17 protein-coding genes, 1 tRNA gene and 1 pseudogene are annotated in these 21,692 nt (G+C 43.0%); 8 read left to right on the top strand and 11 right to left on the bottom strand.

The window, feature by feature from the left end; all coding sequences use genetic code 11:
* Positions 1 to 98: 98 nt before the first annotated feature.
* Positions 99 to 518, top strand: a complete 420-nt coding sequence (locus H6G92_RS00590) for a fasciclin domain-containing protein (RefSeq protein WP_190889720.1) — start codon at positions 99 to 101, stop codon at positions 516 to 518.
* A gap of 63 nt (positions 519 to 581) precedes the next feature.
* On the opposite strand, the gene H6G92_RS00585 is transcribed toward H6G92_RS00590, so the two are convergent.
* Positions 582 to 2,048, bottom strand: coding sequence for a glycoside hydrolase family 13 protein (locus tag H6G92_RS00585; RefSeq protein WP_190889718.1), 1,467 nt, complete (start codon positions 2,046 to 2,048; stop codon positions 582 to 584).
* Between the two features lie 600 nt (positions 2,049 to 2,648).
* Between H6G92_RS00585 and H6G92_RS00580 the strand changes: the two genes are divergently transcribed.
* Positions 2,649 to 4,376, top strand: a complete 1,728-nt coding sequence (locus H6G92_RS00580; protein ID WP_190889716.1) for a S8 family peptidase — start codon at positions 2,649 to 2,651, stop codon at positions 4,374 to 4,376.
* Between the two features lie 72 nt (positions 4,377 to 4,448).
* Here the strand turns inward: H6G92_RS00580 and H6G92_RS00575 are convergent, their stop codons facing one another.
* Positions 4,449 to 5,219, bottom strand: coding sequence for an RICIN domain-containing protein (locus H6G92_RS00575; protein WP_190889715.1), 771 nt, complete (start codon positions 5,217 to 5,219; stop codon positions 4,449 to 4,451).
* Between the two features lie 553 nt (positions 5,220 to 5,772).
* Here H6G92_RS00575 and H6G92_RS00570 point away from each other — a divergent pair.
* Positions 5,773 to 5,871 (top strand): annotated as a pseudogene (locus H6G92_RS00570) (IS5/IS1182 family transposase); the annotation flags it as partial.
* A 222-nt stretch (positions 5,872 to 6,093) separates the two neighbouring features.
* Positions 6,094 to 6,393: a hypothetical protein gene (locus H6G92_RS00565; protein WP_190889714.1), complete on the top strand. Its 300-nt coding sequence runs from the start codon at positions 6,094 to 6,096 to the stop codon at positions 6,391 to 6,393.
* An 11-nt stretch (positions 6,394 to 6,404) separates the two neighbouring features.
* Here H6G92_RS00565 and H6G92_RS00560 read toward each other — a convergent pair whose 3' ends face one another.
* The gene (locus H6G92_RS00560) at positions 6,405 to 6,545 is read right to left on the bottom strand and encodes a hypothetical protein (RefSeq protein ID WP_190889713.1); all 141 of its coding nucleotides are present in this window, start codon (positions 6,543 to 6,545) and stop codon (positions 6,405 to 6,407) included.
* Positions 6,546 to 6,656: 111 nt separating this feature from the next.
* On the opposite strand from H6G92_RS00560, the gene H6G92_RS00555 reads away from it, so the two are divergent.
* From H6G92_RS00555 to H6G92_RS00545, 3 genes are all read left to right on the top strand, one after another.
* A complete protein-coding gene (locus tag H6G92_RS00555; protein WP_190889712.1) occupies positions 6,657 to 7,946 on the top strand; it encodes a glucose-1-phosphate adenylyltransferase in 1,290 nt (429 codons plus the stop codon).
* A 62-nt stretch (positions 7,947 to 8,008) separates the two neighbouring features.
* Entirely contained in the window at positions 8,009 to 8,518 is a 510-nt protein-coding gene (locus H6G92_RS00550) for an AAA family ATPase (RefSeq protein ID WP_190889711.1), read from the top strand.
* A gap of 119 nt (positions 8,519 to 8,637) precedes the next feature.
* Positions 8,638 to 9,645, top strand: coding sequence for a DnaJ C-terminal domain-containing protein (locus H6G92_RS00545; RefSeq protein ID WP_190889710.1), 1,008 nt, complete (start codon positions 8,638 to 8,640; stop codon positions 9,643 to 9,645).
* Between the two features lie 54 nt (positions 9,646 to 9,699).
* Here the strand turns inward: H6G92_RS00545 and H6G92_RS00540 are convergent, their stop codons facing one another.
* The 3 genes from H6G92_RS00540 to H6G92_RS00530 form a co-directional block, all read right to left on the bottom strand.
* The gene (locus tag H6G92_RS00540) at positions 9,700 to 10,353 is read right to left on the bottom strand and encodes a glutathione S-transferase family protein (protein WP_190890101.1); all 654 of its coding nucleotides are present in this window, start codon (positions 10,351 to 10,353) and stop codon (positions 9,700 to 9,702) included.
* 57 nt (positions 10,354 to 10,410) lie between these two features.
* Complete coding sequence (locus tag H6G92_RS00535; RefSeq protein WP_190889709.1) at positions 10,411 to 10,947, bottom strand: peroxiredoxin family protein; 537 nt, start codon at positions 10,945 to 10,947, stop codon at positions 10,411 to 10,413.
* Between the two features lie 158 nt (positions 10,948 to 11,105).
* On the bottom strand, positions 11,106 to 11,717 hold the full coding sequence (locus H6G92_RS00530) for a peroxiredoxin (protein WP_012412312.1): 612 nt from the start codon (positions 11,715 to 11,717) through the stop codon (positions 11,106 to 11,108).
* A gap of 132 nt (positions 11,718 to 11,849) precedes the next feature.
* Here H6G92_RS00530 and H6G92_RS00525 point away from each other — a divergent pair, with 132 nt between their 5' ends.
* A complete protein-coding gene (locus H6G92_RS00525; RefSeq protein ID WP_190889708.1) occupies positions 11,850 to 13,931 on the top strand; it encodes an amylo-alpha-1,6-glucosidase in 2,082 nt (693 codons plus the stop codon).
* A 180-nt stretch (positions 13,932 to 14,111) separates the two neighbouring features.
* Here the strand turns inward: H6G92_RS00525 and H6G92_RS00520 are convergent.
* The 5 genes from H6G92_RS00520 to H6G92_RS00500 form a co-directional block, all read right to left on the bottom strand.
* Positions 14,112 to 14,185: transfer RNA gene (locus tag H6G92_RS00520), tRNA-Met, on the bottom strand.
* Between the two features lie 167 nt (positions 14,186 to 14,352).
* Complete coding sequence (locus H6G92_RS00515; RefSeq protein ID WP_190889707.1) at positions 14,353 to 16,650, bottom strand: peptidoglycan DD-metalloendopeptidase family protein; 2,298 nt, start codon at positions 16,648 to 16,650, stop codon at positions 14,353 to 14,355.
* Positions 16,651 to 17,442: 792 nt separating this feature from the next.
* Positions 17,443 to 17,904, bottom strand: a complete 462-nt coding sequence (locus H6G92_RS00510) for a tRNA (cytidine(34)-2'-O)-methyltransferase (protein WP_190889706.1) — start codon at positions 17,902 to 17,904, stop codon at positions 17,443 to 17,445.
* A 339-nt stretch (positions 17,905 to 18,243) separates the two neighbouring features.
* Complete coding sequence (gene gshA, locus H6G92_RS00505) at positions 18,244 to 19,383, bottom strand: glutamate--cysteine ligase (RefSeq protein ID WP_190889705.1); 1,140 nt, start codon at positions 19,381 to 19,383, stop codon at positions 18,244 to 18,246.
* A 286-nt stretch (positions 19,384 to 19,669) separates the two neighbouring features.
* On the bottom strand, positions 19,670 to 21,499 hold the full coding sequence (locus H6G92_RS00500; protein ID WP_190889704.1) for a phospholipase D-like domain-containing protein: 1,830 nt from the start codon (positions 21,497 to 21,499) through the stop codon (positions 19,670 to 19,672).
* Between the last annotated feature and the right edge of the window lie 193 nt (positions 21,500 to 21,692).

Here is a 21,692-nt window from a genome sequence, read left to right as displayed (position 1 = left end):
TATTTAATCGCTAGCAACCTCTCTCTTGATAGAGGTTGAGAGTGTTTTAGTCAATATAAGTTACTTATAATATTACCTGACTAAAGTTACACACCCTTATGGCTGACCTTGTAGAAACTGCTATCAATGCGGGAAACTTCAATACCCTGGTGAAGGCTGCTAAAGCTGCAAATCTCATAGAAACTCTAAAGAGTCCTGGTTCTTTCACCCTATTTGCACCAACTGACGAAGCCTTTGCCAATCTGCCAGAGGGAACTTTAGATTCTCTACTACAAGACATCCCCAAGCTCCAGAAAATTGTAGCGTATCATGTCGCTAGTGGGGATGTTCGGTCTGATGATTTGGTACAGATTAATGAGGCAGAGACGTTTGAGGGATCAATTGTAGCGATTGAGTCTGTCGACGGCAAAATTAAGGTGAATAACGCCAATGTCATCAAAACAGATATTTTGACAGACAATGGCGTGATCCATATTATTGATGCGGTGTTGATGCCTGCAATGGTGGCGGGAAGGTAATGCATGGGGGATGGGGCATTGGGCATTGGGCATTGGTTATTATCCTCATCCCCCTCATCTCCCTCATCTCCCCACTCCCAGGATGCAGCCACTGCGTGAGGGAAGAGTTAATGACAACTGGTGAGTTTCTCCTTCACCATTCCACTCAACTTCAGCAGTGCCATATAACAACTTGTTGGGTTGAGTACGCAAACTTACGACATCTGCATTCGCTGTTGCCGAACTTGTGCCAGCGTTGACGGCAATTATCAATTCTTCTGTCCCCAAGGTTCGCGCAAAGATGTAAAGTTGTCCTTGAGCATGGAGGACTTTGTAATCACCTGTGCGTAAGGCTGGGTAAGTTTGGCGCAGGGCAATTAATTGACGGTGAGTATTGAAAATTTCTTGATCCCAGTTCGCTTCTAAGGGAAAGCCACGACGTGAGTCTGGATCTATAGCACCAAGTAAGCCAACTTCATCACCATAGTAAATGCTGGGGGCACCGGGAAAGGTTAGTAGCAGTAGAGTTGACAATTCTACACTGGCTATATCGCCGCCTGCAATGGTCATTAATCTGGCGGTATCGTGACTTGCTAGCAAATTGAGTTGAGTTAGCTGAATTTCCCAAGGGTAAAGTTGCAGTACTTCTTGAATTTTGGTGGCGTACTCGGCAGCAAATAAGGGTGGGTAGGGTTGATAGTCACGGCTTTGGACTTGTTCTAAGACTACGCGATCGCCAGCCGCAAAGGCAATTGTTGGCCCAGCAAATAGATAATTCATCACCCCGTCAAATTGCGTTCCATCCAACCACTCGCGCGAATCTCCCCACACTTCGCCCACAATGTAAGCTTCGGGATTGATGGCTTTAGTGCGATCGCGGAATTCCTGCCAAAAGCCAGGAGTTTTTATTTCAAATGGTACATCTAATCGCCAACCGTCAATGCCTAATTTAAGCCAATATTCGGCAATTTCCATAATGTATTCTCGTACTTCTGGATTGTCGTGGTTAAATTCTGGCAAGGCGCGATTTCCCCCCCAACCCACATAGTTGGCGGGGAATTCCCCATTGTATGGTGAAAGCGGCCAGCCTTCTATTTTGAACCAATTTACCCAAGGCGAATGGGGGCCATTTTCTAAAACGTCGTGGAAAAAGAAAAAACCACGGCTGGAATGGTTAAACACCCCATCCAGAACAACTTTGATATTCCGTTGATGGGCTGCATCTAGCAATTCCTTAAAGGCCTCGTTGCCCCCTAACATCGGGTCAACTTGGTAATAATCGTGGGTATGATAGCGGTGATTACTGGCGGATTGAAAGATGGGTGTGAAATAAATCGCGTTAATCCCCAAATCCTGGATGTAGTCTAAACCCTCCATGATGCCCCATAAATCGCCGCCTTTATAACCCTGGAGTGTTGGCATAGCGTCCCAATCTTCCCAACGAGCTTCGTGCAACAGCCGTTTGCGTGGCTTTTTGCTTCTGGCAAAGCGGTCTGGAAAGATTTGGTAGAAAACAGCGTGCTTTACCCAGTCTGGTGTTTGAATTTGCATGAATAACTTTTTGTGCCTTCAGAAGCGATCGTTGCAAATATTAGCTTCTTTATGGCTCTTACTTATGATAGAGAATCTGTCATTTGCCAGTAGTCATTAGCGATTTAGTCTGTCTCCTGCTACTTTATACGCAAATGTTATCAGTCTTAACTATTTTGGCTACAAATTATTTGAGTATTTAATATTGATTAAATTTATCTTTTTTATTTATTACTTAATTATTCTTAATTTTATTTTCTGATCTTTTTCCGTAATGATTTAGGCAGATACTGGATTAGTTTAATAGCTTCATAAAATTACCCAATGACCCCAGTCTTGGTTAATTCTGAGATGCGGCTGCTCAAAGATGTCTCATGAGCCACAGAAAATCACTATGAGGGAGACATAATTCAAGAATATGAGTTATGAATTAGCAATTGTCTTAGGAATAAATTACCGCCCCCTAAGCTTATTTGATGTTATCTATTTAAAAGATAGATAACTATAGTCGCATCAAATAATCAAAGCGAAAAAATACATAGTTTGAGTTAATTCCAGAGCGGCTTATCCACTTATAATCGCTACTTTCCTTTCAGCCAATAAATTTAATTTGAGGTAAAAATGAGACACGAAAAACTTTCTCCCGGACTACTTTTGGCATTTCAAGACTATCAACATGAAGGAGATCAAGCTTTAGTTACACACAAGCGATCGCTTGGTATCATTGCCCACAAAAGCCCAGTAAAGCCAACTAAGAGCGTCGTTTTTATCTACTGCGATCCTGATGCAGACTTGAGTTATCTCTCACAATATAATATTGAAGTCAATCAAAACTCTGGGAGTGTGCGGACGGCTTTCTTACCATTAGATAGTTTAGATGTCTTATCTGAAGAAGATGTGATTCAACGAATTAAGCCATCACGCAAACTTCATTTGAGGATGGACACTGCACTGGGAACAGTCAAACTACCGGAGTTCAAGAACCAAACCGGATTGACTGGTAAAGGAGTAATTATCGGCATTATAGACAGTGGTATTGATCCGAAACATCCCGCCTTTGCTGGACGAATTTTACGCATTTGGGATCAAACACTACCAGGGCCAGGAGTGGCGGAAGGCGGCTATGGGGCTGAATTTACGGGAGCGCAACTAACAGTTTCTCAAGATACTAGTGGTCATGGTACTCACGTTGCGGGAATTGCGGTCGGTGACGATGCTAGCTATGGCGGTGTTGCACCAGAAGCGGAATTAGTTGTTATCAGGTCAGATTTACAGGATGCCCACATTGCTGATGGTGTCCGTTACATTTTCCGAATTGCTAGAGAGTTGGGACGACCAGCAGTGGTGAATCTCAGCTTGGGTGGACATGCTGATGCCCATGATGGTAGCGATTCTTTATCCAAAGTTATCGACGCCGAAACTGGCCCTGGAAGAATTGTTTGCTGTGCTGCGGGTAACGAAGGGAACGCCAATATTCATGGTCAAGCGACGATACCCAGCGGACGCACTCGTGGTATGCGCTTTAATGTTCCTTTGAATCAAGTAGGCATAGTTTGGTTAAACGCTTGGTATTCCAAAGACAGCGAATTGGAAGTATCTGTGCGGAGTCCTAACGGTTTTGTCACCCCCTTCCAAAAAATAATTACTGACGACAATCCCGCACAAGATTACCAGTTACCAGATGCACGGGTGCAATTAGCGACACCAGGGCCAGACCAAGCCAATAGCGACCATAATTTCTTTGTGCAAATCCGTGGTATCGGGCCCTCACAAGTAATGGGAGGTGTTTGGCAGCTACGAGTCCGCAACACTTCTTCAACTGACACACGTTTAGATGTCTGGACACTAGATGACAGTTCCTCAGTGTTTTTCACAGGTAAAAGTGTCAAGGATGCGGTAAAAATTGGTTCGCCAGGAGCCGCCAGTAGTGCAATTACAGTTGCCGCCTATACTACTAGAACTAAGTACACAGATATTGATAACCAAGTGCGAGAAATGGGCTTAGAATTGCATACTGTTTCGGAATTCAGTAGTGAAGGGCCTCTACGCACTGATGGGCACAAGCCTGATGTAGCAGCACCAGGAGCAATGATTGTTTCCACGCTTTCCGCCGATGCCAGTTTTGACCGCTCATCGATGATTAATTCTAAGTTTGTGGTAATGGCTGGTACAAGTATGGCCACACCCTTTGTTAGTGGGTTAGTGGCACTGCTGTTGCAGCGAGATCCGAAACTTGATCCGGTTGCTGTGAAAGACTTGCTACGTAAAAATAGTGCTATTCCTGGAAAACCCGCAGGCACATTTGATGACAAATGGGGTTATGGAGTGATTAACGCCTTAAATCTGTAATTAGACTGAGAGACGCGATATATTAAACACGATAAATATATCGCGTCTCTAGAGGACTTGTTGAGGGTTTAACTACACAGCTTCAAATTTCCATTTGAAGTGGTCGAGTTGTTGGAGTGTCCATTGCAAGACATTGGCTCCATCGGCAGTACTACCACCTGTCACAGCTACAGCTTTACCGCTATGCTTGGCAATTAAGTAGAAATAACCATCACCTGTATTTTCTAACTTGAATTTGAAGTGGTCGACTTGTTGGAGTGTCCATTGCAAGACATTGGCTCCATCGGCAGTACTACCACCTGTCACAGCTAACGCTTTGCCACTATGCTTGGCGATTAAGTTGAAATAGCCATCTCCTGCATCTTTTAACTGCCATTTGTGGTGATCAACGTTTTGCTTTGTCCATTGATCGACATTGGCACCATCATCTTTGTTGCCACCATTTACCTGTAGGGCTTTGCCACTATTCTTGGCAATTAAGTAGTAATCTTTTCCTGGGGTAGGTATATTAGATGTAGAATCAGATGTCGGATGAAATCCATACGCAACCCAGCCGACTACCTCAGAGGCATGTGCGCCATCAGCTAGACTTGTATCAACATTATGACCAATGAGTTCGTCTATACGGATCTCAAAACCTAAACGAGTTACATTTTGGATTCTTAAGTTAGGTGTAGAAGCTCCATTGTAAGTTTGGGTCATTGGTAGAACTACCACTTTCTTGTCTTCAGCAAAAGGCACATCAAATTTCACCTGATGCCAAGTATTACTTGCGCGATCTGCGTCTAAAGAAGTAACCATTCCAATGCGTTGGTCTACGACTAAAAGGTTCTGGAAATCCATTCTTTTGTTTCCTAAGTGTAAAACTACTAGATTTTGAACATGAGTCCGGCTTTTCCACTTTTTGTCAACGCATAGACAACTCAGCACAATACACCACAAGACGTTAGTCTGGGGTGGTATACTATTACAGCAGTTATAAGTTGTTGGCTTTATGTCAATACTGTTCAGTTACAGCACAAAACATAAAGCTATGTAGGTTAGGTTTTGTTGGGTTGCGCTCCGCTTAACCCAACCTACAACTATTTTTTACTGAACTGTTTTAGGCTTGATGTATCTAGTTTGACAACTGTTTGAGTGGAAGTTAGTAGCCTCATATCTACATAATGATAATGTTACATTCATTATGAAAATGCAAGGACAGTTAAGACACTTAAGAATTAAATTAAATATATATATAGACAGTTAAGACAGTAGACATCTCCAGAAATTAAATATCTGTTATCCAGAACCTTTGTAGAGACATAGCATTGCTACGTCTCTACATTACTTTCTTTTTCGGAGATGTCTAGGGCGTGTCATCAAATAGATTGACATCTATTTGATGACACGCCCTAAGCAATATCGAGCGATCGCAACACGTTACGATAAGCGAGCAAGGAACTTTCTGGGCGCAATTTATCTTGCTGCTGCCGTTATCTGGCTTAATTTATGACACGCCCTAGTATGGTAATTCTGAATGTTCTAAAACCAAAAGCAACTCAGAGACTTTTGCCTCAATAGCACGATCTTCTTTTTTTGTCACCCCATTTATCGAGCGGATACGAAATTTGTGCATTAAGTCTATACAAAGATAGGCAATGAAAAATCATAAATTTGATAAATTGGTTTTAAGAACGGCTAAAAATTGCCCGTCCTTTTTACCAAGGAATTGCTGATGAATTATCAAAAGCTAGATGCTGCCCTTGCTACAGCGCTGAATGATGTTCAAAATCTAGAGAAACCGAGTTTGGCGGTTTTTATCCATACTGAACCAATTCTAGACTCTACCGCAACTACTGTTTTAAAAAGTTTAGGTGTCAATGATGTAACCAGTGGTAAAGATATTTTCACGGCAACACTCTCACCAAATGCCATTTCCCAGTTGTCAGAGCAACCTTGGGTGAAGTATTTGAAGCGATCGCAGCAATTACGTTTGGTTAATAAGAGAATAGGTATGGGCATTTTAGGTGTTTGATATAATTGGTGTCATTTACTCAAGGTTGCTGCTTGTAGAGTTAGTTTGAGAGATTTCTGTTGAGATAACAGGTATAGCGATCGCTCCCCAACTTTCACACCAAATAATACAAATGTTCTAATAAATTGTTTTTTAGCAGCATTATCCATCACTAGTAGTATTTTCTAAAATTCTATCTTTAGAATATTTGATCCCCCCTTACCAGCTGCCACATACAGTCCTAAACTGAAGATGAGAGTTGAAAGGCAGCTGGGAGAAATTTTGTGAAAAAAGTATTATCAATCATCCTTGGCGGTGGCGCGGGTACTCGGCTTTACCCGTTAACTAAACTACGCGCTAAACCAGCAGTACCAGTGGCGGGAAAGTACCGCTTAATCGATATCCCTGTCAGTAACTGCATAAATTCCGAAATATTCAAAATCTACGTTCTGACACAATTCAACTCAGCTTCTCTGAATCGTCACATCGCCCGTACCTACAACTTTACTGGCTTCAATGAGGGGTTTGTGGAAGTGCTAGCAGCACAGCAAACACCAGAAAACCCTAATTGGTTCCAAGGAACTGCGGATGCTGTACGTCAGTACCTATGGTTAATGGAAGAATGGGATGTAGACGAATATCTCATCCTCTCTGGAGATCACCTCTACCGCATGGATTATCGCCAGTTTATCCAGCGCCATAGAGAAACGGGTGCTGATATTACTCTCTCAGTTATCCCCATAGACGAGCGCCGCGCCTCAGATTTTGGTTTGATGAAAATCGATGACTCCGGTAGGATCATTGACTTTAGCGAAAAACCCAAAGGTGAAGCTTTAACCCAAATGCGCGTTGATACAAGTGTACTGGGATTAACAAAAGAACAAGCCCTACAACAGCCCTACATCGCCTCAATGGGAATTTACGTCTTTAAAAAAGATGTTCTGTTCAAATTGTTAAGAGAGGCTGTAGAAAGGACTGATTTCGGCAAAGAAATTATTCCTGATGCATCGAAAGATTACAACGTTCAAGCCTACTTATTTGATGACTACTGGGAAGATATTGGGACAATCGAGGCATTTTATCATGCAAACTTAGCACTGACTCAGCAGCCCCAGCCACCCTTTAGTTTTTACGATGAACACGCACCAATTTATACCCGTGCTCGTTACTTACCTCCGACTAAACTTTTAGATTGCCAGATCACAGAATCAATTATTGGCGAAGGTTGCATTTTGAAAAATTGCCGCATTCAACATTCAGTTTTGGGAGTGCGATCGCGGATTGAATCTGGCTGCGTCATCGAAGAATCTTTGCTCATGGGTGCAGATTTTTACCAAGCTTCTGTGGAACGCCAATGTAGCTTAGTAGAAAATGACATTCCCGTAGGTATCGGTACAGATACGCACATTCGCGGTGCCATCATCGATAAAAATGCCCGCATCGGTCATGATGTCAAAATTATCAATAAAGATAATGTGCAAGAAGCTGAACGGGAAGGTCAAGGTTTCTATATCCGCAGTGGTATTGTCGTAGTGCTGAAAAATGCTGTAATTCCCGATGGAACGATCATTTAGTCATTAGTTATTAGTCATTAGTCATTGGTTAATAGTTACAAGTGACAAAGGACAAAGGACTAATGACTAAACTCATTTTACTGATTGGTCTTCCAGGTAGCGGTAAGTCAACTTTGGCAAAACAATTACTGACAGAATGCCCCCAGATGCCGCTGATTTCTACAGATATCATCAGGGGGCAGCTGTTCGGTTCCCCAGCCATTCAGGGCCCGTGGCTGGTAATTTGGCGGGAAGTAGGACGGCAATTTCAGCAAGCTATTTCTACAGAAAATACAGCTATTTTCGATGCCACCAATGCCCAGCGCCGCCATCGCCGTGAAGTTATTGCTTTAGCCCATGACTTGGGTTTTACCCACATTACGGGGATTTGGGTGGATACGCCAGTTTGGTTGTGTTTAGCACGGAATAAAAGGCGATCGCGTCAGGTTCCTGAAGAAATTATTTTGCGGATGCACCGTCAACTCCGGGATGCCCCCCCAAGCCTGGAAGAGGGACTAGACAAGCTGATCCGCTTATCAGAAAAATTAGAGTACGGAAATTGCGATCGCTCCTTGAGCGAGAACCACACTTGATTTTCTATATTCTTTGTTAATTTAAAATCATATTCTTTTGCTTGGCACTATACCTAGCAAATTAAATATCTCTCATCTTAAAAAAAAACATAACGGGAATTTCTATAGGAGGCTGGTAGATGGCTGCAACCGACTTCAAAGACTATTACGCAATTTTGGGAGTTAGTAAGACTGCCACTCCAGAGGAGATTAAACAAGCCTTTCGTAAACTAGCCCGCAAATATCACCCTGATGTCAACCCAAATAACAAACAGGCAGAAGCACGCTTCAAAGAAGTTAGCGAAGCCTACGAAGTTGTGTCAGACCCAGATAAACGCAAAAAATACGACCAATTCGGTCAATATTGGAAACAAGCTGGTGAAGGTTTCCCATCTGGCGGTGTTGGTGCTGATATGGGTGGCTTTGACTTCAGTCAATACGGAAATTTTGATGAGTTCATCAATGAGTTACTAGGACGCTTTGGCGGTGCTAGCCCTCGCGGTGGTCGACAAAGTTACTCACAAAATTACTCTTACCGCACTTCCACAGGTGCGCCGAGTGGTTTTAGCGGCTTTAACGATTATGGGTTTGGTGATGCAGGTGCGAGTACTTCCCAGGACACAGAAGCAGCAATCACTCTAACTTTTGCTGAAGCATTCAACGGTGTACAAAAACGCTTCAGTTTAGGTAACGAAACAATTGATGTTCGTATTCCATCTGGGGCTAAACCTGGTACTCGCCTGCGCGTGCGGGGTAAAGGTCAAATCAACCCGATGACTCAGCAACGAGGGGATTTGTACTTAAAAGTCGAACTTCAGCCGCACTCGTTCTTCCAAATGGAAGGCGATAACTTGGTGTGCGAAGTGCCAATCACGCCAGATGAAGCTACCTTGGGAGCGTCTATTGATGTACCCACTCCTGATGGTTCAGTTAATGTCAAGCTACCAGCAGGAGTGCGTTCTGGTCAATCGCTGCGTTTACGTGGCAAAGGTTGGCCCCTCGCCAAGGGTGGACGTGGCGATCAGTTGGTGAAGGTAGCGATCGCACCACCAAAAGACCTTAGCCAGCAAGAGCGGGAATATTATGAAAAAATCCGGGCTATACGTACTTATAATCCCCGCAGTCATTTGCAGCAAGTTAAGCTGTGAAAATTTAGCTTTGTAGAGACGGTAAATTTACCGTCTCTACATTTAAGTATGAATTTACTGCCTATTTCTCGCTACTATGATCGACTTAAACGCTTCCATTGCCTCCGGTGTAGCCTCGGTAGCTTGCCATGTTGTGCGTGCAGCTAACCGCTTGTACCAAGCATTCAGTTTGGGATAGTCACTTAAGGAAATCCCTACTTCCGGCAGCCATATTACTACAGTTCCAGCTACAACCTCCGCGAGAGTTAGGTTTTGACTACCAAAATAAGGGCGATCGTCAATTAAACTCTCAAAAAGCTTCAGCACTGTTGAAATTTTCTGCTTCGCCTGCTCGATTTTTTCTGGATCTTCCCCAGGTAAGCCTAATATCTGAGGTAAAAATGTGGTGGTTGCTGGCAAAAGCTCATTCACAGTTACCAGTTGTACCATGCGTGCGATCGCTAAATCCTTGGCATCTTTAGGCAACATTGCAGGTGTGGGATATTTTGCCTCTAAATAGTCCAGAATTGCCAAAGATTCCACTACATTAAAGCCATCATCCACCAAAGCCGGAATGTGATGGAAGGGGCTAATTGCCAAAAACTCTGGTTTAAACTGCTCCCCATCTAGTTTTATCTCTACTAATTCAAACTCAAGTCCTTTTTCCAGCAGAGTAATCCAGACGCGGCGGGAGTTGGGAGAAATAGGCGAATGATAAAGGGTCAGCACCATAAAACCTCATACTTTTATAAGTAGGGTGGGCATTGCCAATTTTACACCTTCCACTCAATTGAATTGTTCTAGCAAGGTCTCAACGCTAGCATTGTGATCCAAAAAAGAAAATAAATGCCAGTAGCGGAGTTTTCCTTCTTTATCTAATACGAACTGGGCTGGTAAAGGTGCTCCCAGCGCTTGCCCTACTTGATAGGTACGAAACACTCGACAACTAGGATCACTCAATAATGGCATTTGTAAGCCTAAATCCTTCACAACAATTTGACTCTGCCGTTCATCGGTACTAGTAATCATTAAAACTTCTATACCGCGATTTTTAAATTGCTCGTATTTCTCATTTAAGGCTTTGATGTGAGGAAAACAAAAGGGGCAATATTGTTTTTCAGTAAAGATGCGAGTAAAGGCGAGTAAGACTGGTTGCTTACCTTTATAATCAGACAATTTTACTAAAGTTCCGTTGGTAATATCAGGCAGTTGAAAATCTGGCGTTCCTACTCCCAATCTGAGTTGATTTGTCGCTGGAACTGGTAAAAAGTTGCGGAAGAATCGCTCATTTAATAATCCACTAAAATCAGTTGAAGTAAGCATATTTTTATCCCTGATTATTTAAATACCATTTTATGAAAAAACCACAGATAGATACGGAGGTTGACACTGTTTAATGTGTATCTCTGTTTATCTGTGGTTTTCATTGATTTTGATCTCAACTCCAACAGGATGGATTAGAGTTTGCTAGCTAGCGAAATTTAGACAGCAGAGAAGTAAACTTTAGACTTCACTGGGTCAGGATTCATTGTCTTGTCACCAGGTTGCCAACCAGCTGGGCAAACTTCGTCGGGGTGAGACTGAACATACTGAATTGCTTGTAATGTCCGCAGGGTTTCATCAACGCTGCGACCAAAAGCTAGATTGTTGATAGTGGCGTGCTGTATGATACCATCTTTATCGATGAGGAACAGACCACGCAAGGCAATGCCTGCTGCTGGGTCAAGAACGTTGTAAGCGGCGCTAATCTCTTTTTTAATATCGGAGACTAGAGGATAATTCAGGTCGCCAACGCCACCAGACTTACGATCTGTTTGAATCCAAGCGAGGTGGGAGAATTCACTGTCAACGGAAGCCCCAAGGACTTCAGTATTGATTTTCTTGAATTCTTCGTAGCGATCGCTAAATGCTGTAATTTCAGTGGGACAAACAAAGGTAAAGTCTAGTGGGTAGAAAAATAGGACAACATACTTACCGCGATAATCGGAAAGTTTGATTGTCTTAAATTCCTGATCTACCACAGCCGTTGCTGTGAAATCGGGAGCTTGTTGACCAACGCGGAGGCTTCCTTCGGTTCCGTAAGTAAGGGACATTAACCTAATTCTCCTTTATCGGTTTAGTAGCGTTGGAATTCGGGTTAAGTATAAACTCACCCATCCACGCTCTCACAGTTTAATTACGATCTGTTACGACTATATCATACTCATAACGATTTTGAGTAGCAAATGCTTGATTTAGATACAAGAGAATGGTTGCTTACCAATGGCTTGGGAAGTTTTGCCAGCGGTACAATTTCTGATGTCCGCACGCGTACTTATCACGGTTGGCTGTTTGCCGCTACAAACCCTCCTTCTGAGCGGACTTTGCTGTTTTCGCACTTAGAAGCTAGCTTGGAAATATTAGGGAGCGTTGTGGCACTGGGGACAAATTTTTGGGGTAACGGTCAGATTGAGCCAACAGGCTGCGAACTGCTACGCTGTTTTGATATTAAACCAGTTCCAAAATGGATTTGGGGCCAAGATAACTGGCAGTTAACCAGACAACTGGTCATGCCTTATGGTTTGGTGAGGGCTGGGGACTGGGAACAAAGGACACAAGGAGGAAGAAGCAATGCCCCATGCTCCATGCCTAATGCCCCTGCCCAATTTTGCCATCGGATTTTAATCCAATATCGCTACGAGGGAAGTCATACAGCGATTTTACGGTTGCGACTGTTGATAGCAGAACGTGACTTTCATCACCAGCAGACTGCTCCAGAATTACAGTTCTCACAAGTGCTAGGGCAACAACAAGTCTGTCTCCAAGCAATCAATTCTGGGCATTTCGGCATACCTTGGCACTTGCGCTGGACACAAGGAAATTATCAACCAGATGCAGTTTGGTATTGGCACTATGGATTACCTGAGGAGACCAAACGGGGATTAGGCGACAAGGAAGACCTCTACAGTCCTGGTTACTTGGTAGTCACACTCCAACCAGGAGATACAGTGACTCTAGAAGCACGAGTAGGTTTACCCGACCTGATGCCAGGTGTTCTCACCCCCGAAACTTTTGCAGAAGCCCTAAAGGCAGAGCAAGAAAGGCTCTCACAGATTTTTGAATGGAGAGAAGGAAGCAAAGAGGCAGAGGAGCAGAGGAGTAATTACCAATACCCAATCTGGCAACAACTACTCAAAGCAAGCGATCAGTTTATCGTCTATCGAGCCTCAATTGCAGGCTCTACAGTCATTGCTGGTTATCACTGGTTTAATGACTGGGGACGCAACACATTAATCGCTTTACCGGGGTTGGCACTAGTTCCACAGCGCTTTGACCTAGCAAAAGGAGTATTGGGGACTTTTGGGCTTTATTGTCGCCACGGTTTGATTCCTAATGGATTTCCTGATGTCAATGGAGAACCAATTTATAACAGTATTGATGCGGCGTTGTGGTGGATTGAAACTTTAGGGCTTTATTTAGAAGCTACCCAAGACTGGAAATTTTTGGCAGAGCAATTCCCCGTAGTACAGCAAATCTACAAAGCATTTGTCGGTGGTACACATTTCAATATCCAGGTCGATGCTACTGATGGGCTAGTTAGTTGGGATGCTCGTGGTGTAGCTCTCACCTGGATGGATGTGGTAATTGGGGCACATCCCGTCACTCCCCGTTACGGTAAGCCAGTGGAAATCAATGCGCTGTGGTATTCAGCTTTATGTTGGCTGAGTCAGTGGGCAGAACGATTGAGCCAGCTTAAGTTTGGTGAGCCAGTGCGTCTCACTAAGCAAGCACAGCGTTATGCTCAACAAGCACAACACGTGAAAATCTCGCTACAAAAGTTTTGGAATCCTCAGTTAGGTTATCTGTACGATACTATTGAGCCGGACGATCGCCGGAATTTCCAAATTCGTCCAAATGCCGTTTTGGCGCTGTCGCTGCACCATTGTGGGTTTTCTTTACAGCAAGGGTGTCAGATATTAGATTTGGCAACGGCTAGCTTGCTCACCCCCTATGGTCTTCGCAGTCTTGATCCAGGAGATCCCGAATACAAAGGGAAATACGATGGCAACCAAGAGCAGCGTGATCGCGCTTATCACCAAGGCACTGTTTGGGCTTGGCTAATTGGCCCATATATTCGGGCTTGGCAACGTTTTTATCCACAACAATCGCTGCCTTTTGATTGGCAACCTCTGCTAGATCATTTCCTATTTGACGCTGGTCTTGGTTCTATTTCTGAGATTTTTGATGGCGATTCACCTCACACTCCCAGAGGAGCGATCGCTCAAGCTTGGTCAGTTTCTGAAGTAATCCGCCACATACAAAAATAATTACTAATTCGTAATTCGTAATTCGTAATTCTAAATTTTATAGGGTTTTTTAAAAGTTCAGAAGTGTATAATTTGTCATGTTTAGCCGAGTCATGCGTCTCGTTTGTGTAGCAAGCTACACTGAGGATGGCATTAAAAGATAGTCTTAAAATAACCTCTTAACTACGAATTACTTTAAAGTGGCTCAGGTCGGAGTTGAACCAACGACCCCAGGCTTATGAGTCCCGTGCTCTAACCAACTGAGCTACTGAGCCATATATCTTCAAGTCATTAACTAGTATAGCATATAAATTTCCTCAAGACTAGGATTTTTGCAATTTTCTTACAGCTTTCATCCCTATTGAAGTCATAGAAAGCAAAAGAGGGAGGTAAACTCCCTCAACAAAACAAGGCGATGATTTAGTTACAGAAAGGCAAGAAATTATATGCGATCCGGTAACATAGCAATTGGGTTAACAGCACCCTTGCCTGATCGATGAATTTCAAAGTGAGTGTGTGGACCAGTACTGTGACCAGTGCTACCCATTAAGGCAATTGTTTCTCCTTGATTCACCTGCTGACCAGGTTGCACCAGAATCTTGCTGTTATGAGCATAGCGAGTCGTGCTGCCATCAGGATGACGGATTTCGACAAGGTTGCCGTAACCACCTTTGTTCCAACCAGCTTTTTCTATCGTCCCCTCAGCTGAGGCGACAACTGGCGTGCCAGTGGAGTTAGCAACGTCAATTCCTTTGTGCATTCTACCCCAGCGCCAGCCATAGCCAGAGGTGAGCGTGCCTTTGGCTGGCCATGTGTAAGATATGGTTGAGGAAGATGGAGGAGGTGTAAGTTCGTCAATGGGTCTGGGCAGATACTGATCCACTGCTGCCAAAGGCGGTACTATCTGTGGAGAAACTGTAGTTCCCCGCATCTTTCCTAAGGAGTCAGAAGCATTTACTCTTCCAGGAGGGGTTGCAACCCTTGTGGCAGATGGAGTGCGAGAGGGAGTCCACTGGCTAGCAGACCCTAGATTAGGTAAGAACTCTGGGTTTATTGCTTCGTTAGGGCGTACAGTCGCACGGAATTGGGCCTTAATTGGTTGAGCGCTATAGTTAGACTGAACAGACTGAATCGGTGTAGGAACTGGAATTGGTATAGCTACACTATTTGGTCGAGCAGCAGAGTTGGGTACAGTGAAATTATTGGGGGTAGAAATAGGAGTGAGCATCGCAGCATTATTAGTTTCAGTAGCTGCTGCCGACACAACTAAGTTACCAGACTGTTGAGCGCGATATTTCTGCTGTAACCTCTGGATTTCCGCTTGTAAGCCCCGTAAGCGGTCATTATTGTTATTGTTTCCCCTTGCTACCCTATTTGCTGGTGTTTTAGGCTGTTGCATTTCGGCAAAAGCTTTTGGCACTGGAATGTCACCACCGACGCCATAAGAACTAGCCGTGGAGGGGGCTGTTTCTAAGTCGGTCGCACTATTTGCCTGAACCTGAATAGTTACCGGTGTAGCGGCGGTAATGCTACTACTGTTATCGGCAATAGTTGGTGATTGTGAAGTAGGTAGATATGAGTTGGCACTACCAATGTTCACCGGGGAGGTAGCCACCTTTGGAGTTTTGCTGGTCTCTACGAAAGTGGGCTTAGTCGCTACAGTTGCCTCAACTTGAACAGCAGGAATAACTAGTTTTTGACTAATTTGCAGTTCATTTGGATTATTGAGATTATTTGCCTTAACTATTTCTGATACTGAAGTATTGTATCTGCTGGCGATCGCTGCTAGTGTATCTCCAGGCTTAACTTCGTAATCTGTTCGAGTCGAGGACGCAATAACTGTTGGTGTAGCTGGTGTCAGTGCACTCGTCTGTGTCTTCTGTTTTAACTTCGATATCAAGTTCGCTTTGCTTGTATCACCAAAAGTGTCCGACTGGGCTAATACAGTCTTCTCAACTACAGCCGACTGCGCCAACCCCATATCAGCTTGGGATAAATCCTTGGTCTCTCCAGACCGCAACTGTGCCAGGCTATTTCTTAACCGATTCGATTTTTCTTGTAAGCGATTCAGTGCGAACTCTTGTTGCGCCTTCAGTTGTGCATTTATTTCACTGTTGGCTGCGCCAGATATTGCCACTGTCTGTGGCTGGGCAGTTAATGATGCATTTGTAATACCAACACCATCAGCACTAGAGTCAGACAGATTATTGACTGTTGGAAAACTAGTCTCAGCTAAGGTATTGTTCAATCCCTGTGCCAATTGGGGCTTCAGGTAGGTAGAATTTTGATAAACTGTTGTTCCTTGGGAAAACGTTTCTGATGCAGGAACTTGCAAAGACATTCCATTTGCCGCGACTTGCCATTTAGCTTCAAGCCCAGGCACTTGTGAGACTGCCGTTGGTTCCACGATAACAGGATTTTCCGGCACGGTCGCTGATGAGACTGCTTGGGACTCCAGCTTTGTGGAGGCGAATTTCACCTCAGTGTCAGGAACAGCAGGAATCGTTGAGCTTGCCTTTTGGCTGCCTACTGGCACCGCTGCTTGGGCTTGATCGCTTTGTCGAGTCACCAAAAGGCTGGTTGCTCCCATAGAGATTGCCAAGCCAATCATGGCGGCTTTTGTCCGCACCCGGCGGTTAACTTTTGGATTCATCACATTTAGCAGTTCTACCGGGGCATCATCGCTGCTGGGGTTATTGTTCAACACAGCTTTTACTCTCTTTTTTAATGCTCGTTTCAAAGACGACCTCCTATGATCACTAGCGCTTAACTGACCTCGATTTTTCAGTTGGATACTAGTCAATGATTTAGATCACAACAAATGATAGATCAAGATCACATTCACCAGAGATGCTTACGCAAGATTAACCTGCTTCTCTGATTTAGACAAGTTCACATGTGTTAGCAAAACTTAAATTTTGCTGTGTTTACTTGTCCGAACCACTCCTAACACCACTTAGGACGTTTTACTCTTTACCATTGTCCGCGCTTGTCTTGCGTCAATCGCGGGGACTGGACAAACTATTTGCCAAGTCCATAGTCGCTGCCGAGAATTAGATTGTTGCGACTTCTGGAAAAGTGATGCCCCCTACTGTAGATATCTTCAAGATATTTCTACCCAATCAGCCTTCTCAACACGAGACTTTACGTTGATTATTCCCTAAAAAACAACCGTATGAACTATTGGCTACTTTGGGGCTGCTTTCTAGAGTTCATTGAGTTAAAATCGCTCAGATTCATGACATGAAAGGATTATAGCGGTTTTTACCCCCAATTTAGGATGTTTCAAATTCATCAAAATCTATCATTCAAATTTGGCAATATCACAAGTTTTATATACAAATTTCTTATAATAACCTTCATCTCCTTGTAAGTATCTTCCACTACAATTTAGGAAAAAAACCAATTTCAGGTATATTGTTTTACATATTATTGCAGTAATCAAGAAATTTTTTGCTGCCATAAATCATTCGTCTAATAGATATCTAGAGATACAATAAGTATAATTACTTATAAATATAAAGGTAAACAACTATTGTAGATAGCCTAACTGACGACGGGTTTCAAATAATCCAATTGCTACACTCACTGACAGATTCAAGCTGCGAACCCCCGTTTGGCTCATGGGAATATACAGAGTAGCATCGCAATCTGACAGAATTTCTGGTGGTAAGCCCGTGGTTTCACTACCAAACAGCAGCCAATCATCAGCTTGAAACTGAAAGCTTACATAATTACAATTTCCACCAACAGTAAAACCTAACCATCTGCCTCCACGCTCCTGATGTAAGTTTTTAAAGGCTTCTAGCGATTCGTGATAGTGTAGCTTGACATAAGGCCAGTAATCCAAGCCAGCTCTTTTGAGGTAGCGATCGCTAATTTCAAATCCTAAAGGCCCCACCAAATGCAACTCTGTACCCGTAGCTGCACAAGTACGGGCAATATTACCTGTATTAGGAGGAATTTGCGGGTTAACTAAAACTACCTGAGGCATTGTCCGTATAATTTACGTATGGTATAAAAAAAAATATTGTCAATGTTAAATCTACCAAAAGGTAGAGGCTATTCATAGGTTTTGTTAATAATAATCAAGCATCCTCCATCGATTAGATTTTTAAAACGAAGCGTAAACCCTCCCAGAGCAATGCCTGAGAAGGTATTTGGCTAAAATTGGAAAATATTAAGTTTTATGTAGAAAAAGTAAGTGTATGTGTCTTTTAGGGGTGGTAGCATCTCCAAGAAAATTGTCTAAAGACGGAAGATGTGGGTAGGGGACGGAGACTGGGCATTAATTTTTCTCCTTCACCCTCCCCTACCTTTCTGCTCCTTAAGACTATGCCAGTAGGGACGAACACAATTTGTCTTCGAGTTCGATTTCGCGCTCTTGAGTGGCGACAATAGCTTGAGTGATAACGCGCTGGCTGTCAAAACCGACTGCGTGTAATTGCAACCACTGTTGAGCTTCATTGCCTTCGCGGAGGATTTTGTGCAAGGGGGAGAGGAAACAGCCAAAACCTCGTTGTTTAGCGATCGCCCAAACATCTTGGTACATTTCAGAAATCCAATCTCTGGCTAGGATACTTCTACCATCTTGCCAATGCCTCAGATGAGCATCGAGACTACCAGCAGCAACAGCAGCTTCATTGTCAGCAGTCAGGGTAACGAGTTCTTCAGCAGAGAAAGTACTTTGAGTTAATGGATCGATGCTGGGATTTTCGATTATTTGCAATAAACGCGCTTCTAATAAGGCAGTAATGGCTAGCAAGGCAATGGGATCTGTGACTAAATCGCAAATTCGCAATTCTAGGCGATTCAAGTCATAGGGACGGCGATCGCCATTTGGTCGCACTGATGCCCATAAATGCCGCACGTTTTGCATGGTTCCTGCAACGAGTTGAGCTTCCACCCACTGGATATGATCTGCGTGGCTGGCAAATAACGGTACATGGCTAGGCGTTTGTGGAAATACGCCCCAACGGGTGGAGTGATAGCCAGTAGCTTTGCCATCGAGGAAGGGAGATGAGGCGCTGAGGGCGAGAAATAGAGGTGCTTCCATACGGATCACCCGACATGCCCGCATTAATACTTCTGGGTCGCTGATGCCTACATTGATGTGTACGCTGGCGGTGACTACTTTTGTCCCGTAGGTGTTTTCAATGTAGTCATGATAGGGGTTTGCTGGATCGGAACGCAGAAAGCGATCGCCTCCACCCAAAGATAAAGTACTCCCCGGTATCAAGGTATAATCGCCCAAACGATTGAGGTAGTTTCGCAACTCCCGCCGGGGACGCAGCAAGGCACACAATAAATTCTCGTAATTATGGGATGGTTGGGTTATATATTCGACGTTGCGGCTATCTGGCTCTCGCATAAATCCATCCAAAGCCGCAACGATTTTGTCGGAGAGACCGACGATTTCACCTTGAGGTGTGCCAGTGTACATCTCAATCTCAAAGCCTTTTAATAAGACCACCTTGTTCTCCTCGGCTCTCTCTACCTATAAATTGTATCGAATAAGACGAATCTCTGGATCTATCTTTAAGTCAATCAAAGGTTAAGAATCATTTAATTGATAATTCATACCAAATCGGTACGACGAATTTATTGGCTGTCTTTCGGTGAATTATTAATACTAAAGCTAAAAAATACACTAGTTGAATTTACGCAGTGTATAGTTTGGCAACATGTTATGTTCATAAATTTTGTTATTCTAAAGAGCTAATTTAAACTGAAAAGCTCCGTAATAGGTTTATTTTCTTTTAGGTATATTGCGAAATAAAATTCTCAGGTGAATCACTCTTTTGGGCAATATTGAGGCGTAGAAACTGCGCCCATACTTCATCACTAAGTAAGTGTAAAGCAGTTTTGGGATTGTTAATTGCGATCGCGCCGATAACTTTACACCATCCCTGCTGCAATAACTCAATAAAATCCTCTTCAGTAGAAACTTGACTCAGCAACGAAAGTGCACTTTTAAAACTTGCTGAATCACATGATAAGTTTTTCGATTTCAATCCCTGTAGTGCTACATTTAACCATACAGGCAGAAGCTCAAACCAATTATTTTTCTGTATTTCTTTGAGTGCAATATCTTCCATACCTAGCGCACCCCACACACATAAAGACTCTATAGCCAGTTTAGAGTCGCGGTTTTCTAGAGCATTTTTCCATAATTTTTGAGCATGATTTTGGAAGCGATTAGCGAGAAATTCATAAGCTTCCTGGACTTGATGCGGAATTGTAACTTTATAAACTGACTCGCCTTGTGGTAGATAATCGCCGCGATAAGATAGCCAGTTATGAGATCCGCAAATATAGATTTCTTTATCAACTATTACTTCTTTGACATGGGAATCTCCCAACCAAAAAACCTGTGCAGATGGTAAACCATGAGGTGTTTTGATCGCTCGAATTTTTTTCTCTACTTCTGGTGGAATTGGTTTATCTTCATCTTCTTGTAGCCGTGCAATTCCATATCCAATTAAAATCCGAACTCCACGATTAGCTAATTTCTGTAATAAATTTAGAAATTTTTCATTAAAAACTGCCTGATTAACCCAAGGAGAATAGATTAGAATCTGACTTTTAGCTGAATTTAAAACTTCTGAAAAAACTAGGCTAATTTGTCCATTGCGTAACTGTACAGCTTCACCTAACGCTTTGTTATCTACTTTTTCACCAGCTTTTGTGGCAGCTTCTAGCGCCTTTTGGCGAATCTTTTCGAGTCTAGCTTCTATTTCAGTATTTTTCTGCTTGAAAATGGCTTCACGTTGAAAATTGATGGTTTCGGTTGACAATTTGCATAATGTTTGCAAGGTTATCTTACCTTCAGCATGTAACAGTTCTAACCAATTCGATGCTGGCTCTAAAATTTGCTTTCCATTTTTTATTTGAATGCTCAATTTATCTTCAAGAGCATCGAAGATAATGAAAAGCGATATTTTTCTCCAAATTTTTTGAGTCGAAGCTAGTACCTTATAGGAAGTGACAATTTTTCCCTCTTCTGGGATATGAAGTGCTAAACCTGAAGTTTGAATACTTTTTTGGATTTCCTCAAGCGGTAAGGAAGCAATATCAGCAATTGTATTATCAATAGTTATAAAGTCTGCCAAATCAGGCAAATTTATCACTGTCTCATTTAAGGATTCAGATTGAAATGTGATTTTTTCGCTTAAGGGGTCTGTAATAGCATTAATTTGTACAGCATATGGCGGCTGTGGTACAAACCCTTTTTCATAAAATGAGCGGCCTTCAGGAGTGACTGTAATTGGCGATGTTGCTGATAGAGTTTGTAATGAACGAAGAGTTGCAGTAGTAGTTTTAATAAATACAGAATCAAGCCCAAGTACAGAGGCTAATTCATCCTCTGTTGGTGGTGGTTGAAATTCAATCGCAGCGCGGATGATAAATTCTTCGAGGACGTTAAACTGGCGTGGTTCCTTAATATTTATTTCTACAGGAGTTTGACGTAAGCTATAGCGAAATTGACGCGCTGCTAAAACTGACAAACTAGGACTTTGCGCTTCAATTTCGTCTACAAAATTCTTAAGATTGTCATCAATTGGTTTAGCAGAAGAAGCGAGAAACATCAACGAAATCTCCATGTAGATGCACTATGTTGGAAACATTGGAGTACATACTCCCGATTTGTCCACGCTGCTGAGTAAATAGCGAATGAGAGCTACCCTGCTTTTGTTATTAACCGAGAAGTATTGCCTTTCAGATCAGAACTATAGATGCAGGCGTTTCATAGTGTATCAACATTCTTACCCGTAAAAATAT

The sequence above is a fragment of the Nostoc foliaceum FACHB-393 genome, assembly GCF_014698505.1.
In the GTDB taxonomy this organism is placed as follows: Bacteria; Cyanobacteriota; Cyanobacteriia; order Cyanobacteriales; family Nostocaceae; genus Nostoc; species Nostoc foliaceum_A.
This window is presented reverse-complemented; position numbering and strand designations above follow the sequence as displayed.